This window comes from Deinococcus aerolatus (genome assembly GCF_014647055.1).
GTDB classification, from domain to species: domain Bacteria; phylum Deinococcota; class Deinococci; order Deinococcales; family Deinococcaceae; genus Deinococcus; species Deinococcus aerolatus.
In genome coordinates this window covers 76550-92608 of the sequence record NZ_BMOL01000008.1, presented here as the reverse complement: position 1 = coordinate 92608, position 16059 = coordinate 76550, and the positions used below count along the sequence as shown (strand labels likewise).

General features: G+C 66.0%; 12 protein-coding genes. 6 read left to right on the top strand and 6 right to left on the bottom strand.

All coding sequences use genetic code 11. The features are described 5' to 3' along the window. Positions 1 to 63 precede the first annotated feature (63 nt). Positions 64 to 495 (top strand): hypothetical protein, encoded by a 432-nt coding sequence (locus IEY31_RS10055; protein ID WP_188971519.1) that lies wholly within the window; start codon positions 64 to 66, stop codon positions 493 to 495. A 106-nt stretch (positions 496 to 601) separates the two neighbouring features. Here the strand turns inward: IEY31_RS10055 and guaB are convergent, their stop codons facing one another. Continuing rightward, positions 602 to 2119, bottom strand: coding sequence for an IMP dehydrogenase (gene guaB, locus IEY31_RS10050; RefSeq protein ID WP_188971517.1), 1518 nt, complete (start codon positions 2117 to 2119; stop codon positions 602 to 604). Positions 2120 to 2201: 82 nt separating this feature from the next. Continuing rightward, on the bottom strand, positions 2202 to 2987 hold the full coding sequence (locus IEY31_RS10045; RefSeq protein ID WP_188971515.1) for an enoyl-ACP reductase FabI: 786 nt from the start codon (positions 2985 to 2987) through the stop codon (positions 2202 to 2204). 120 nt (positions 2988 to 3107) lie between these two features. Here IEY31_RS10045 and pgeF point away from each other — a divergent pair, with 120 nt between their 5' ends. The 4 genes from pgeF (at position 3108) to IEY31_RS10025 (ending at position 8464) form a co-directional block, all read left to right on the top strand. Then, complete coding sequence (gene pgeF / locus IEY31_RS10040; protein ID WP_188971513.1) at positions 3108 to 3863, top strand: peptidoglycan editing factor PgeF; 756 nt, start codon at positions 3108 to 3110, stop codon at positions 3861 to 3863. Beyond that, a complete protein-coding gene (locus tag IEY31_RS10035) occupies positions 3860 to 4366 on the top strand; it encodes a YqeG family HAD IIIA-type phosphatase (RefSeq protein WP_188971511.1) in 507 nt (168 codons plus the stop codon). Before pgeF ends, IEY31_RS10035 begins: the two co-directional genes overlap by 4 nt. Positions 4367 to 4455: 89 nt before the next feature. Next, a complete protein-coding gene (locus IEY31_RS10030) occupies positions 4456 to 7134 on the top strand; it encodes an ATPase, T2SS/T4P/T4SS family (RefSeq protein ID WP_188971509.1) in 2679 nt (892 codons plus the stop codon). 82 nt (positions 7135 to 7216) lie between these two features. Further along, entirely contained in the window at positions 7217 to 8464 is a 1248-nt protein-coding gene (locus tag IEY31_RS10025) for a type IV pilus twitching motility protein PilT (RefSeq protein ID WP_188971507.1), read from the top strand. Positions 8465 to 8536: 72 nt separating this feature from the next. Here IEY31_RS10025 and lon read toward each other — a convergent pair whose 3' ends face one another. The 4 genes from lon to IEY31_RS10005 all read right to left on the bottom strand — a co-directional run bounded on the left by lon (position 8537) and on the right by IEY31_RS10005 (position 15116). Beyond that, complete coding sequence (gene lon, locus IEY31_RS10020; protein ID WP_188971505.1) at positions 8537 to 10972, bottom strand: endopeptidase La; 2436 nt, start codon at positions 10970 to 10972, stop codon at positions 8537 to 8539. Between the two features lie 146 nt (positions 10973 to 11118). After that, complete coding sequence (gene clpX, locus IEY31_RS10015; RefSeq protein WP_188971503.1) at positions 11119 to 12333, bottom strand: ATP-dependent Clp protease ATP-binding subunit ClpX; 1215 nt, start codon at positions 12331 to 12333, stop codon at positions 11119 to 11121. Next, entirely contained in the window at positions 12330 to 12935 is a 606-nt protein-coding gene (gene clpP / locus IEY31_RS10010; protein ID WP_188971500.1) for an ATP-dependent Clp protease proteolytic subunit, read from the bottom strand. Before clpP ends, clpX begins: the two co-directional genes overlap by 4 nt. 522 nt (positions 12936 to 13457) lie before the next feature. After that, a complete protein-coding gene (locus IEY31_RS10005; protein ID WP_188971498.1) occupies positions 13458 to 15116 on the bottom strand; it encodes a ribonuclease J in 1659 nt (552 codons plus the stop codon). Between the two features lie 277 nt (positions 15117 to 15393). On the opposite strand from IEY31_RS10005, the gene IEY31_RS10000 reads away from it, so the two are divergent. Then, positions 15394 to 16059, top strand: a complete 666-nt coding sequence (locus IEY31_RS10000) for a response regulator transcription factor (RefSeq protein WP_188971496.1) — start codon at positions 15394 to 15396, stop codon at positions 16057 to 16059.

Genomic DNA, 16059 nt, shown 5'->3' with positions numbered 1-16059 from the left:
CCAATCCGGCACGCCTAGCGTGGGAAGCGTTACAAAATCTAACTCCACTTCGGGAGGCCCACCATGTTTTTTAACCAGAGAGATCGGCACGAGCAGATGGCAAAAATCGATCCCCGTGACACTGACGGTGACGGCGTGGTCAGCCCGCAGGAGGCCGCCGCCTACATTCAGGACTACATGGCCAATGCCTCGCCCGAGGAACGCCAGGAAATCCTGAAGGACTACATCGGCGGCATGTCGCCCGAGCAGCGTCAACAGATGGGCGACGCCATCGTGAAGAGTCCGGCCAACCCAGTGCAGCGCGTCAACCACGACGATCCAGGCGATCTGGCCGACGCCTACGCCCGCACCGCGCAGGCCCCCCGGCAGGAGGACGGCAAGAGCCCGCTGGAATCGGCCTTCAGCGAGGGCGGCATGCTCAGCAGCCCGCTGGTCAAGGCCGGCCTCGTGGGTCTGGCCGGCATGATCGGCAGCAAGCTGCTGCGCGGCCGCTAGGCCAACCCCACCCCCAAAGGTTGAACACCCCACCGCTGTGTGGGGTTTTTGCTTTCCAGCACCGGCCTATTCAGGCATCAGGCCAAGCCCTGCCGGAAACATGGATTCAGCGCCCCCCATAGTTTGGTGCTTCCTTGGTAATGGTAACGCCGTGCGGGTGGCTCTCAATCAGGCTGGCCCCGGTGATCCGCACGAACTGGGCGTGATCGCGCAGGGCCTGCAGATCCGGTGCGCCGCAGTAGCCCATGCTGCTCTTGAGGCCGCCGACGAACTGGTAGATGACCTCGCCCGCCGTGCCCCGGTAGGCGATGATGCCCTCGATCCCCTCCGGGACGAACTTGCGGCTGCCGCTCTGGAAGTAACGGTCACTGCTGCCCTGGTCCATCGCGCCCAGGGAGCCCATGCCCCGGTAGCTCTTGTAGCGCCGTCCGTCGCGCAGGATGTTCTCGCCGGGGGCCTCGTCGGTGCCGGCCAGCATGCTGCCCATCATCACAGCCCCCGCGCCCGCCGCAATGGCCTTGGGCACGTCACCGGTCTGCTTGATGCCGCCGTCGGCGATCACCGGAATTCCGGCTTCCATCGCGGCAGCGCTGGCCTCGAAGATGGCGGTGATCTGCGGCACGCCGACGCCGGTAACAATGCGGGTGGTGCAGATCGACCCCGGCCCGATGCCCACCTTCACCGCGTCGGCCCCCGCCAGAATCAGGTCCCTGGCCCCGGCACGGGTGGCGACATTCCCGGCAATCACGTCCACGTCGAAGGCGTCCTTGACCCTGGACAGCGCGTTCAGGATGCCCTGGCTATGGCCGTGGGCGCTGTCCAGCACCAGCACGTCTGCCCCGGCCCCCACCAGCGCCCCGGCCCGGTCCATCAGGTCCGCGCTGACCCCGATGGCCGCCGCAACGCGCAGCCGGCCCAGTTCGTCCTTGGCGGCGTTGGGGTACTTGACCCGCTTGGTCAGGTCCTTGATGGTGATCAACCCGCGCAGCATGTTGCCCTCGTCCACCACCAGCAGTTTCTCGATGCGGTGGCGTTTGAAGATCTCCTGCGCCTGCTCCAGCGTGGTGCCCACCGGCACGGTGATCAGGCCCTCGCGGGTCATCACGTCCTGCACCGGCGTGGAGTGGTCATCGATAAACCGCATGTCGCGGTTGGTGATGATGCCCAGCAACCGTCCCGCCGGATCGGTGATGGGCACGCCGCTGATGCGGTACTCGCCCATCATGCGGTCGGCCTCACCGACCGTGGCGTGGGGCGGCAGCGTGATGGGATCGACGATCATGCCGCTCTCGGACCGTTTGACCTTGCGGACCATCTCGGCCTGCGCGTCGATGTCCATGTTCTTGTGAATCACGCCGATGCCGCCCTCGCGGGCCATCGCCACCGCCATGCCGGTCTCGGTCACGGTGTCCATCGCTGCACTGACGAAGGGGATGTTCAGCCGCACCCGGCGGGTCAGCTGCGCTTCCACGCTCACCTCGTGCGGCAGCACCGTGGAGTGACGCGGCTGCAGCAGCACGTCATCGAAGGTGATGCCTTCCTGGCCGAACTTGTAGGCGAAACGGTCCTGTTGTTCTTCGGCAGCAAACGACGGGGCAGCCGGGGCAGCAGTAGGCGCACTCATGGGTTAAGAGTACGCCCTGGGCCGTGCCCCTACGGTGACCGAACGGCCAGGGCAACCCACCGTCCACACCTGCCCAGCCGGCTCAGTCTTCCTTGACCGTCATGATGCTCAGGCCCGCGTCCACGTACATCGTCTGTCCGGTCACGCCGCTGCCCAGGTCCGAGAGCAGGAACAGGGCCAGCTTGCCCACCTCCTGCGAGGTGGCGTTGCGCCCGAAGGCGGCGTTGCGCGCGCCCTTGTCGTACAGCCCGCCGAATCCGGGGATGCTACGGGCGGCGATGGTCCGCATCGGTCCGGCGCTGATGGTGTTGATGCGGATCTCGCGGGAGCCGAAGTCGGCGGCCAGGTAACGGGTGGCGGCTTCCAGCGCCGCCTTGGCCACGCCCATCACGTTGTACTTGGGCACCACCTGCTGCGAGGCGTGGTAGGTCAGGCTGACCACGCTGCTGCCCTCCCGCAGCAGCGGCTCGGCGTGACGGCAGATCGCCACCAGCGAGTACGCGCTGACCTGCAACGAGGTGTTCCAGTCTTCCGGCGTGGTGTCCAGAAAGCGGCCCTCCATCGCGGCGCGCGGCGCGTAGGCAATGGCGTGGACCAGGTAGTCCAGCCCGCCGAATTCCTCCTTGACACGGGCAAACAGGGCGCTCAGGTCTTCCTCGGAGGTGGCGTCGGCCTGCTGGGTCCACACGCCCTCGCGGCCCGCCAGCAGCTTGTCCAGCTCTCCTTTGAGGCGCTCACCCTGGTAGGAAAAGCCCACCCGGCAGTCTGCCGCCAGCAGTTGCTCGGCAATCGCCCAGCCCAGGCTGCGCCCGTTCGCCACGCCCATCACTAGGGCCGTCTTGTCTTTCAGGTCAATTTGCACGCTCATCTACAGCAGACTTTAGCGCCGCCGGACGGGCAGAGGTTGGAGCGGGTGCAAGCCGGGACCGCGCGATTGGCTCCTGTCATCCCCCGGATGGGGGGGAGAGCCGTCAGAATCCAGTGAGAGATGCGGGAAGATACTGGGACACTGATGCTGTTGACTGCGCCACACCTGAACGCGCCGCACGCCTTTTCCACGCGTGTCGGTGGCGTTTCTGTCGGTGCCTACCGGGGCCTGAACCTCGACGACCGCGAGGACGACACGCCCCTGGTGGCCGAGAACCGCCGCCGACTGGCTGCCGCCCTAGGCTTTGACGCGGCCCACTTTGCCCGGCTGGACCAGGTGCATGGAACGAGCGTGATCGCGGTGGATGGCCCAGGCCTCTGGACCGGGGACGCGCTGGTGAGCAGGACGCCGGGCGTGCTGCTGGCAATTGGCACGGCGGACTGCTACCCACTGCTGCTGGAAGACCCGGAGGCAGGCGTGATTGGCGCGGCCCACGCTGGCTGGAAGGGCACGCTGGGGCGCATTGCGCAGAACACTGTGCAGGCAATGTGCGCGCTGGGCGCACGGCCTGAGCGCATCCGTGCCGCCGTCGGCCCCGGCATCTGCGGCGAGCGCTACGGCGTGGGAGCCGAGGTGGCTGGAAAATTTGCAGAGGCAGGCCTGGGCGACTTCATCCATGAGAGGGGTGGGCAGCCTCACCTCGATCTGGCAGGCGCGAACCGGGCGGTGCTGCTGGGCGCAGGCGTGAACGAGGAGAACATCTGGCTCTCGGGCCGCTGCTCCACCGAATCTGACTTCTACTCGTACCGCCGCGACGCCGGAGAGACCGGGCGGATGTGGGCTGTAATTGGCCTCCGCGCAGGAACTTCAGCATGAGCCTCCTGCGTCCCGACGATGTGATTGACGACATCCTGCACATCACGCCCGAGTTTCTGGCACGGCGCGGCCTGCGCGGACTGCTGCTGGACCTGGACAACACGCTGGTTCCCTACGGCAGCTATGAGGAGGCTGCCGCTGCCGGGATGTTCCGCTGGGCGCGCGAACTGCGCGACTCCGGGACCGGGCTGTACCTGCTCAGCAACGCCACGGGCCGCCGCGCCGCCTTCTGGCTGGAGCGGCTGGGCTTCTCCGGCGTGGGGCTGGCCGGCAAGCCGCATCCCCGCGCGTACCGCCGCGCCCTGGCCGAACTGGGCCTGCCCGCGCATCAGGCCGGCATGGTGGGCGATCAGCTGTTTACCGACGTGCTGGGCGGCAACCTCAGCGGCATGCACACCATTCTGGTGCGGCCCATCATCAGCAATGCGCTGCCCCACACGCGGGTGGCCCGGCAACTCGAACGGCTGGTGCTCAGGAGATACGGGCATGACTGGAAGACCTGAGAGCGAGCGGGCCACCCGGACCAGACATCTGGACCCAAGACACGGTTTCACGTTCAACAGTTTCAATCTGCACGGCAAGGAGGGACGACATGGCACTTTCTATCGGTGACCGCCGACTGGGCGCGATTCTGCTTGAACAGGGGTACGTCAACGACGGCGACCTGCAAAAGGCGCTGGTGCGTCACTCCGAAGTCGGCGGACGGCTGGCCGAGATTCTGATTGATACCGGGCTGGTGGGCGAGAAACGCATCGCGCGGGCCATCGAGGAGGCGCTGGGTATTCCGCTGGTCAACCTGCTGGCCATCACGCCGGACCCGGCGGCGGTGGCAGCGATTCCGGCACAGACCGCGCTGAACCTCCAGGCGATTCCCTTCGCGCTGGAAAACGGCACCCTGCGCGTGGCGCTGGTGGACCCGCTGTCCAGCCTGGCGCTGGAAACGCTGGAGGACGACAGCAACCTGCTGATCGAGCCGTACCAGGCGCTGCGCGAGCAGGTGCTGTGGGCGGTGGCGCTGCATTACCCCGAACTGGGCCTGACGGCTGTGGCCCCCGCCGACGCCGGCGAGGAGGCGGTCGGCGGCCAGATGGGCCAGGAGTTGATCGCGCGCGGGCTGATCACCGACGCGCAGCTTCAGGTGGCCCTGGACGCCCAGCAGCAGACTGGCGAGCCGCTGGGCACCACCCTGGTGGCCCAGAAGGCCATCACGGAAGACCAGCTGTACGAGGTGCTGGCTGAAAAGAACAATGTCATCTACCTGAAAAATCCGCGGGACTTCCAGCCGGCCGAGGACGTGCTGGGCAGCATGCTGCGTGCCGACGCGCTGCGGCTCTCGGCTGTTCCTGTGGACGAGACGGCCGAGCACGTGGTCGTGGTGGCCAGCGATCCCCGCAAACGCGAGGACATCGGGACGCTGATCGGGCGACCTGTCCAGCTGATTCTGGCGCGGCCCAGCGACCTGGAGGTGCTGATCGAGCGCTTCTACCCGCAACGTGGCCGGCTGGGCGAGCAGATGGTGCAGGAAGGCACCCTGTCGCGCGCGCAGCTGCGCGAGGCCCTGCAGGTGCAGGCCCGCCAGGGCAAGGTTAAGCCGCTGGGCGAGGTGATTGTGGAGCTGGGCTTTGCCGAAGCGGCCGAGATCGACAGCGCCCTGCAAAAGCAGAACGTGGGCGGCGGCCGACTGGAAGACACGCTGGTGCAGTCGGGCAAGCTGTCACCGGAAATGCTGGCGCGCTCGCTGGCGGCCCAGCTGGGCTACGAATTCCTTGACCCGGTCCAGAACCCGCCGGACGCCAAGGTGGCCCTGCTGATTCCCGAACCCACCGCGCGGCGCTACGGCGTGGTGCCGGTCAGGTTACAGGGCGAGGCGCTGGTCATCGCCATGAAGGACCCGCGCAACGTCTTTGCGCTGGACGATCTCAAGCTGATCACCGGGCGCGACATCATTCCCGCGGTGATGGCTGAGAAGGACATCATCCGGCTGATCGAGCGCTACTTCGGCAACCTGGGCATGGCGGACCTGAACCAGCGCCTGCAGGCCGAATCGCTGCAGCGCGAGAAGGACGCCAAACGCGGCAACGACGTCGATGTGAACGCCAATTTCGACGACAACGCGGTGGTCAAGGTGGTGGACGGCCTGATCCGCGAGGCGGCCCTGCAGGAGGCCAGCGACATCCACATCGAGCCCACCGAGTACGGCCTGCGTGTGCGCTACCGGATAGACGGCGTCCTGCGCGAGCAGAACGAGCTGCCCAAGGGCGCGGCCCAGAGCATCCTGGCCCGGATCAAGATCATGGGCAACCTCGACATTTCCGAGCGCCGGGTCCCGCAGGACGGACGCGTGCGCTTCAAGAAGGGCAGCATCGACATCGACCTGCGGCTGTCCACGCTGCCCACCGTGTACGGCGAGAAGGCCGTGATGCGTCTGCTGCAAAAGGCCAGCAACATTCCAACAGTCGAGCAGCTGGGCTTTTCCGATCACAACTTCCAGCGCTACCTGGACGTGATCGACAAGCCCAACGGCATCTTCCTGGTCACCGGGCCGACAGGTTCGGGCAAGTCGTTCACCAGTTTTTCCACCCTCAAGCGCATCGCCAAGCCCGAGAAGAACACCACCACCATCGAGGACCCGGTGGAATACGAGATTCCGGGCATCATCCAGACGCAGGTCAACCCGGTGGCGGGCCTGACATTTGCCCGCGCCCTGAGGGCCTTTTTGCGGCAGGACCCCGACATCATCTTCGTGGGGGAAATCCGGGACACCGAGACGGCCAAGATTGCCGTCGAGGCGGCCCTGACCGGCCACCTGGTGCTGGCCACGCTGCACACCAACGACGCGCCCGGCGCGATCGTGCGTCTGGAGGAGATGGGCGTGGAGCCCTTTAACATCAGCGCCTCGGTGGTGGGGGTGCTGGCCCAGCGCCTGGTCCGCAAGGTCTGCCCTGACTGCAAGGCCCCCACCAATGCCGATCCGGACGTGCTGCGCCGCCTGGGCATCACCGAACGCGACGTGCGCGGGGCGACGCTGATGCGCGGGGCCGGCTGTGCGCGCTGCGGCGGCACCGGCTACAAGGGCCGCATGGGCATCCACGAGCTGATGGTGGTGGACGAACCGCTGCGCGTCGCCATCGGTTCGGGCAGACCGGCCACAGAGATCCGCGACGTCGCCCTGGAAAAGAGCGGCATGAAAACCCTGCGCACCGACGGTATCGAGAAGGCCCTTCAGGGCGTGACCACGCTGGAAGAGGTGCTGGCGGTGACCAGCAACTAGCCCCTGTAACGACGCGCCGCAAAGGTCTTTCCTCTGACGGCTTCCCACCGATTCCTCTCCCCCACCCACCGCCGAGGTACGTATGACCCAGCCCCCCGCCGACATCACCGACATCCTGCGCCTGGCTGCCGAGAAGGGCTCGTCCGACGTGATCCTGACTGTGGGCATGGCCCCGCAGTTCAAGATCGACGGCGTGTACGGCCCGCTGGGCTTCGCCGAACTGATGCCCGCCGAGACCCGCAAGCTGATGTACTCGATGATGAACGAGAAGCAGCAGCGCACCTTCGAGGAACGCCGGGAACTGGACTTCAGCTTCGCGCTGGGCGACCGCGCCCGTTTCCGCGTCAACTGCTTTATGCAGCGCGGCAACGTGGGCGGCGTGATGCGTCTGATTCCCACCAAGATCAAGAGTGCCGCCGAGATGGGGTTGCCACAGACGGTGGTTGATATCGCAGGCGCGCCGCGCGGACTGGTGCTGGTCACCGGACCCACCGGCTCGGGCAAGAGCACCACGCTGGCGGCCATGCTCGACCACATCAACACCACCAAGAAGATGCACATCATGACCATCGAGGATCCCATCGAGTTCATGCACCAGCACAAGCAGAGCATCATCAACCAGCGTGAGGTCGGCTCGGACACCCTGAGCTTCGACAACGCCCTGCGCGCGGTGCTGCGTCAGGCCCCCGACGTGATCCTGGTGGGGGAAATGCGCGACCACGAGACGATCAGGGCCGCCGTGACCGCCGCCGAGACCGGGCACCTGGTGATGGGCACGCTGCACACCAACAGCGCCCCGGAGTCCATCGACCGCATTGTGGACGTGTTCCCCGAAGAGCAGCAGGAGCAGATCCGGGTGCAGCTCGCCAACAACCTGGTGGCGGTGATGACCCAGCAGCTGCTGCCGCGTCTGGACGGCCAGGGCCGCATCATGGCCTACGAGCTGCTGATCGCCAATCCTGCCGTACGCGCCCTGATCCGCGAGGGCAAGACCTATCAGATCACCAGCGTCATGCAGACCGGCGCGCGCGAGGGCATGGTCACCATGGACGCCTTCCTGGCCAACCTGTACCGCCGCCGCATGATCAGCTTCGACGTGGGGGCCTCGCGCGCCGTGGACCCCAAGGAATTCGCCCGGCTGGCCAACGACCCCGGTGGGGCCGCTGCCGGGAACCAGCCGCCTGCCAGCTACAGCCCGCCTCCCTCCGCGTCGTCAGCGGCCAGCACCGGCACCAGCTGGGGCGAAACGGGCCGGATGGCCGCCACCAGCACCCCTGAAACCGGAGGCTACGGCGGCGGCGCCGCCGGCTACGGCAGAACCAAACGCTGAGGCCTTGTCAGGCGGCAGTAGAACGCCGCCCCTCCCGTTCAAAGGGAGGGGCGGCGTTCTGGCACTTCAGGCTTAGGCGCCCGGCTGGGTCACGGTCTTGTTCTGCGACGGGGGCATGGTCGGCTGATCACTCTGCGGCCTGGGCAGCAGCAGCAGCTTCAGCACCTCGCCCACGCGCTCGGCGGGGTGCAGCGTCAGGTCACCGCGAATGCTTTCCGGCACGTCCTGCAGGTTGGGCTCGTTGTCCTTGGGGAAGATCACTTCACGAATCCCGCCCTGGTGCGCGGCCAGCAGCTTCTCCTTGAGGCCACCGATGGGCAGCACCCGCCCACGCAGGCTGATCTCGCCGGTCATCGCCACGTCCATCCGCACCGGGCGTCCGGTGATGGCGCTGATCACGGCGGTGGCAATCGTGATGCCCGCGCTGGGGCCGTCCTTGGGCGTCGCGCCGTCGGGGAAGTGAACGTGCAGATCCATGGTCTTGTGGAAGTCGGGGTCCGCGCCGTACTCGGCGGCGTGCGCGCGCAGGTAGGCCACGGCCGCCCCCACGCTCTCCTTCATCACGTCGCCGAGACTGCCGGTCATGCTGATCTTGCCGCTGCCGGGGGTGGCCAGGGCTTCGACGAGCAGCATGGTGCCGCCCACGCTGGTCCAGGCCAGCCCCTGCGCCACGCCCACCTGCGGCTCTTTCTCCATCTTGTCGGGCCGGTGCAGCGGCACGCCCAGGTAGTCGGAGACCTGCGGGGCATCGATGACCTTCACGCCCTCCCAGGGCTGTTCCAGCAGCTGGCGGGCGGCCTTGCGGGCCAGCTTGCTGATCTGGCGGTCCAGGTTACGGACGCCGCTCTCGGCGGTGTACTCCTCGACGATGCGGTTCAGGGCCCCATCGGTGATTTCCAGCTTGCCCAGCAGCCCGTGGCTCTTGATCTGGCGCGGCACGCGGTAGCGGCGGGCGATCTCCACCTTCTCCACCTGGGTGTAGCCGGGAATCTGAATGACTTCCATGCGGTCCAGCAGCGGGCGGGGAATGGTCTGCAGCGTGTTGGCCGTCGTGATGAACATCACCTGCGACAGGTCGTAGGGCACTTCCAGGTAGTGGTCCTGGAAGGTGTGGTTCTGTTCGGGATCCAGCACTTCCAGCATGGCTGAGGAGGGATCGCCGCGCCAGTCGCTGCTCATCTTGTCGATCTCGTCCAGCAGGATCACCGGGTTGGTGACGCCCGCGTTCTTCATCGACTGGATGATCCGCCCCGGCATCGAGCCGATGTAGGTGCGGCGGTGGCCACGCACTTCCGACTCGTCGCGCACGCCGCCCAGGCTCATGCGGACGAACTTGCGGTTCAGGCTGCGGGCGATGCTCTTGCCCAGCGAGGTCTTGCCCACGCCGGGAGGACCCACCAGGCACAGGATCGGGGCGCGCAACTCGGCGTCGTCGGTGCGTTCCTCGGCGGTGCGCTCCTTGCGCTGTTCCTCGGTCTCGCCGTCCTTCTGGGTCAGCTGGCGCACGGCCAGGAACTCCAGAATGCGGTCCTTCACGTCGTCCAGCGCGTAGTGGTCATCATCGAGGATGCCGCGCGTGCGGGCGATGTCCAGCACTTCCTCGTCGCGCTTGCTCCACGGCACGTCGACCAGCCAGTCGATGTAGTTGCGAACCACCGTGCTTTCGGGGCTGCCGCCGGGGGTGCGTTCCAGGCGCAGCAGTTCCTTGAGGGCCTTTTCCTTGACCGATTCGGGCATGCCCGCTTCCTCGATCTTCTCGCGCAGGGCCTCGACCTCGGCGGGGCCGTCCTCGCCGCCGCCGAGTTCCTTGCCAATGGCCTTCATCTGCTCGCGCAGGTAGTACTCGCGCTGGTTGGCGTCCATCTGCTCTTTGACGCGCCCGGCGATCTTCTTGTCCATATTGAAGCGCTCGGTGTCGCGGGTCAGGAACTTGAGGGTGGCCTCCAGGCGGGCGCGCAGCGTCACGGCCTCCAGGATCTCCTGCTTTTCCTCGGGCGTCCAGGTGGCGTGATGGGCCACCTGATCCGACAGCGCGCCGCCGTCGGTCAGGGCCTTCATGCCCTCGAGCTGGTAGTTGTCCAGGCGCAGGTTCTTGTTCTGGCGCTGGTACTCCTCGAAGGCCGACTTGACCTCGGTGGTCAGCACCACCACCTCGCGGCTGTCATCGTCGGGGGTGGGCTGGGTCTCGGCGCGCACGCGCATGTAGGGGGCGGCCACCTCGTCCTGCACAGCAGCGCGTTCCTGGGCCTCGACCAGCACCTGATAGGTGTTGTCAGGCATGCGGACCACCTGCTTGACCACGGCCAGCACGCCCATGTCGTACAGTTCAGCTTTGGTGGGATCATCGGTGCGGGCGTCACGCTGGGTCAGCAGCAGGACGCGGCGGTCGCTGGCCTGCGCCTCGTCCACGGCACGCTTGCTCTTGGGGCGGCCCACATCGACGTTCATGGTGACGCCAGGCAGGATCACGATGTTTCTTAAGGCGACTACGGGAAGTTCCCAGATCATGCTTGCTCCTTGGAACTGCCTCCGCGGGGGCGGGACAGATGAATAGATCAGTCTAACGCGGGGACATGAATAAAAACGACACCCCCGCAGGGTGTCCCAGGATTCTAGGAGTGACCGCGCGGGGATGCTGTAAGCTCGGTTGCCTTTTAAGCAGACTTCTTGAGTCCCTTCGACTCAAGTAATACCAGTGGGGCATCAATATGTTTGCCGTCGAAACGCAGTTCGCGCAGGCCTTCGACGGGAAGCTCGAACAGCAGGTCCGTCATGGCCTTCTCCAGCACCGCCCGCAGCCCACGCGCCCCGGTCTTGCGCTCTTTTGCGCGGTGGGCGACTTCCCTCAAGGCAGACTCGGTAAAGCTCAAGTCCACCTCCTGAAAGCCGAACAGCGCCTGGTACTGCCGGATGATCGCGCCCTGCGGCTCGGTCAGGATGCGGATCAATGCTTCCTCGTCCAGGTCCTGAAGCTGCACCACCAGCGGCAGGCGGCCCACGAACTCCGGGATCAGGCCGTACTTCACCAGATCCTCGGGCAGGAAACGCAACTCGGCCTTCTCCTCGCCCTTGTGCTCCGCGCCGAAGCCCACCGCGCGGACGTTGGTGCGGGCACGGGCGATCTCGGACATGCTCTCGAAGGCCCCGCCCACGATGAACAGGATGTTCTTCGTGTTGACCTGCACCAGTTCCTGCTGCGGGTGCTTGCGGCCCCCCTGCGGCGGCACCTGCGCGACAGTGCCCTCGATGATCTTCAGTAGCGCCTGCTGCACGCCCTCGCCGGACACGTCGCGGGTGATCGAGGTGCCCTCGGACTTGCGGGCGATCTTGTCGATCTCGTCGATGTAAATGATGCCGCGCTCTGCAGCGGAGACGTCGTATTCGGCGGCCTGCAGCAGCCGCACGATCACGTTTTCCACGTCGTCACCCACGTAGCCGGCCTCGGTCAGCGTGGTGGCGTCGGCGATGGCGAAGGGCACTTCCAGCATCTCGGCCAGCGACTGCGCCAGCAGGGTCTTGCCGGTGCCGGTGGGGCCAACCAGCAGGATGTTGCTCTTCTGCAGGTTAACTTCCGGGTGCGCCAGCCGCTGGTAGTGGCTGACCACGGCCACGGCCAGCGCTTTCTTGGCCTCGTCCTGACCGATCACGAACTCGTCCAGGTACGCCTTGATTTCCTTGGGGCTGGGCAGTTCTTCCAGCACGAACTCGCTGCCTGCCTTCTTGTTCTGCTTGACCAGATCGGCGGCGCGGTCCGTGCATTCATTGCAGATAAACGCGGCGCGGCCCGGCGCCTCGATCAGTTGCGCGATCTGGGGGTGCTGCCGCCCGCAGAACGAGCAGCGGTCCCCACTTCCGGCTTTGGTGGTCATGCGCCCACCTCCTCGATCTGGCGGGTGTTCTCGATCACGCTGTCGATCAGGCCATACTTCATGGCCTCCTCGGCGGACATGAAGTAGTCGCGCTCCATGTCCCGCAGCAGCTTCTCGTGCGGCAGATCGGTATGCTTGTTGTAGATGCTGACCAGACGGTCACGCAGGTGCAGCACTTCCTTGGCCTGCACCTCCAGATCCGGGGTGTTGCCCCGGAAACCCGCCGAACCCTGGTGAATCATGATCCGGCTGTTGGGCAGGGCCATGCGCTTGCCCTTGTCCCCGGCCATCAGCAGCACGCTGCCCATGCTCATGGCGATGCCCACGCAGATGGTGCTTACGGGCGCCTTGATGTAGCGCATGGTGTCGTAGATCGCCAGCCCGGCGTAAACCTCGCCGCCGGGGCAGTTGATGTACATCTGAATCTCCTGCTCGGGGTTCTGGCTGTCCAGCAGCAACAACTGCGCCACAATACTGTTGGCCATCTGCGACTCGATGGGCGTTCCCACAAAGATGATGCGGTCCTTCAGAAGGCGCGAGTAGATGTCGTAGCTGCGCTCGCCGCGCCCGGTCTGCTCGATCACGTAAGGAATGATGCCCATGCGCGCGATTATAGGGCGTCCTTGACGGGCAAACGTGGGGAATGCAGGGGTGGCCTGGCCCGTGGCAACGATCAGCACGTTGCCCAGGCAGATCAGCCCAACGCAGACGCTCCCGGCGATCAGGGCCAGCCGCATGTCTTTAAAAGGCCACGCGAACAGTGCCGCCGCCCGTCCCACACGTCCTCTGTCGCTGACCTCCTGCCTGCGTCCTTCGAAAGCGTCCCCAGGCGAACGTTCCCGCCAGCGTCCATAGGCCGACTGCGGCAACATTCAGGACCACAGCCATGCCGTCTCAGTCCGCTAGCTGGGGAGGCGAACAGGGCGGCCCGGGCTGACGCTCCCAGGCCGTGGAGAACGCCGCGCATCAGCTAAGGTCCATACAGAAAGGTCAGGCGCGTCTGGGGCCTGTCCCGGCCTCTTTTCGAGGTCCGCGTAGAGCAGGTCTGCCGCCAGCAGTTCCGCACCGCGCCACAAAAGAACGAGGCCAGCATGAAGCTGGCCCCATCCGTGTCGCTGGTGACCTCAGTCCACGATCATGGGAATCAGAACAGGATTGCGGCCCGTCACCTTCCGCACGAAGCGCCGCACGGCCCCGTACATATCGTCGCGCACGTCTTCCAGCCGCTTCTTCTCGCGCAGGCCCTGCTCAATGGCGTCCAGGGCCACCTTGCGAATCTGGTTGTCCAGATCGCGGTTGGCGCGCACGAAGCCGCGCGAGACCACTTCCACATGCGGCGTGGGGTGCAGCACCGCCGTCATGATCAGGATGCCTTCCTGGCTCATGTTCACGCGGTCCAGCAGCACGTCGTCGCCGATGTCGCCCACGCCCAGGCCGTCCACGTACACCGCGCCCGCAGGCACGGTGCCGGTCACCTTGAACTCGTCGGCGCTCAGGCGGATCACGTCGCCGTTCTTGGCGATCAGGGTGCGCTTGGGCGGACGCGGCAGGGTCTGGGCCAGCTTGGCGTGGTTGATCTGGTGGCGGGGTTCGCCGTGCCAGGGCAGGAAGAATTTGGGCCGCGCCAGATTCAGCACAGTGGCCAGTTCTTCCTGGCTGCCGTGGCCGGAGGCGTGAATCTTGTAGGCGGGCGGGTAGTACACGTCCACGCCGATCTCGTACAGGCGGTTGATGACTAGGTTGACCGCTTCCTCGTTGCCGGGAATCGGGTTGCTGGACAGGATCACGCTGTCGCCCCGGCGCAGGGCGATCTTGGCGTGGTTGCCGAAGGCCAGACGGCTCAACACGCTCATGGGCTGCCCCTGTGACCCGGTGCAGATGTACAGCACCTGCTGGTCCTGCATGCCGGCCACCTCATCGTTGGTCAGGAAGGGATCGGGGGCGTTCATGTGACCCACGGCCTGCGCCACCTGCGCGTATTTCAGCATGCTGCGGCCTTCCATGATCACGCGGCGGCTCTGGCGGTGGGCGATGTTCAGGATGTTCTGGATCCGGTTGACCTGCGAGGCGAAGGTGGTCAGGAACACGCGGCCCTTGCAGTTGGCAATTACATCTTCCAGATTCACGGCGATCTCGGCCTCGCTGGGGGTGCGGCCCGGACGCTCGGCGTTGGTGGAGTCGCTGATCAGCAGCAGCACGCCGTCCTTGCCCGCCTGCTCGATGCGGCCCAGGTCACTCAGCTGACCGTCGGCGGGATGCTCGTCGAGCTTGAAGTCTCCGGTGTGCAGCACGCGGCCCGCCGGCGTGGTCAGGATGTACCCGGCGTTGTCGGGAATCGAGTGGGTCATGCGGAAGTACTCGATCTCGAAGTGCTTGCCGATCTTGAATTTGGCGTTCAGGTCCACCTCGCGCAGATCGGTCTCGTGCTCCTTGATGCCGAACTCCGAGAGCTTCTCGCGCACCAGCCCCAGGGTGAGCGGCGCGCCGTAGACCGGCACCTTGGGCAGCCGGGGCAGGATGTACGGCAGGCCGCCGATGTGGTCCTCGTGGCCGTGGGTCAGGATCCAGCCGCGAATCATGCCGGCGTTCTGCTGCAGGTAGTCGATGCGCGGGATGATCAGGTCGATGCCCATCTGGTGGGATTCGGGGAAAGCCAGCCCGGCGTCCACCACCATGATCTCGTCTTCGTAGCGGTAGGCGGTGATGTTCTTGCCGATCTCGCCCATCCCACCAAGCGGAATCACTTCCAGGTGGGGGGTCTTGGTGTCGTCTGTCTGGGTCATTTGAAAATCTCCGTGCGTGGCGGCCCGTGGGTGGGGCCAGGCGTGTTGAGTGCAGCGGTGGCCCGAAGGATGCGGCCTGGGGCAGTCAGGAAAAACGCGGTTCTGAACTGCTGCGGTTGTGTCGCCCGTCTCCAGCCTTGGCAGGCCGAAATCATGGCGCGATGGCCGCAGGCTAGCACGCCTGAAGGCGGCGCAACGGCGCGGGCACACGCCCCCCCCTGACCCGCCCCACGCATTGGAGCCTGTTAAGGCAACCTTTAGGGGGTATCATGAAGGCGTGACCTCTCCCTGCATTCTGATCATCGAAGATGACCTGGACATCGCCAACGTCCTCAAGATGGATTTGACCGACGCCGGATTTGAGGTTGACCATGCCGATTCGGCCATGAACGGGTTGATCAAGGCGCGTGAGGACCATCCCGCGCTGATCCTGCTGGATCTGGGCCTGCCCGACTTCGACGGCGGCGACGTGGTGCAGCGCCTGCGCAAGAACAGCGCCGTGCCGATCATCGTCCTGACCGCCCGCGACACCGTGGACGAGAAGGTGCGGCTGCTGGGCCTGGGCGCCGACGACTACCTGATCAAGCCCTTTCACCCCGACGAATTGCTGGCCCGCGTCAAGGTGCAGCTGCGCCAGCGCACCACCGAGAGCCTGAACATGGGGGACCTGACGCTGGACCCCCAGAAGCGGCTGGTCACCTACAAGGCCGAGGAACTGCGGCTGTCGCCCAAGGAGTTCGACATTCTGGCGCTGCTGATCCGGCAGCCGGGCCGGGTGTACTCGCGCCAGGAGATCGGTCAGGAAATCTGGCAGGGCCGCCTGCCCGAGGGCAGCAATGTGGTCGACGTGCATATGGCCAACCTGCGGGCCAAATTGCGTGACCTGGACGGGTACGGCCTGCTGCGGACGGTGCGGGGCGTGGGCTACGCCCTGCGCGGCTAA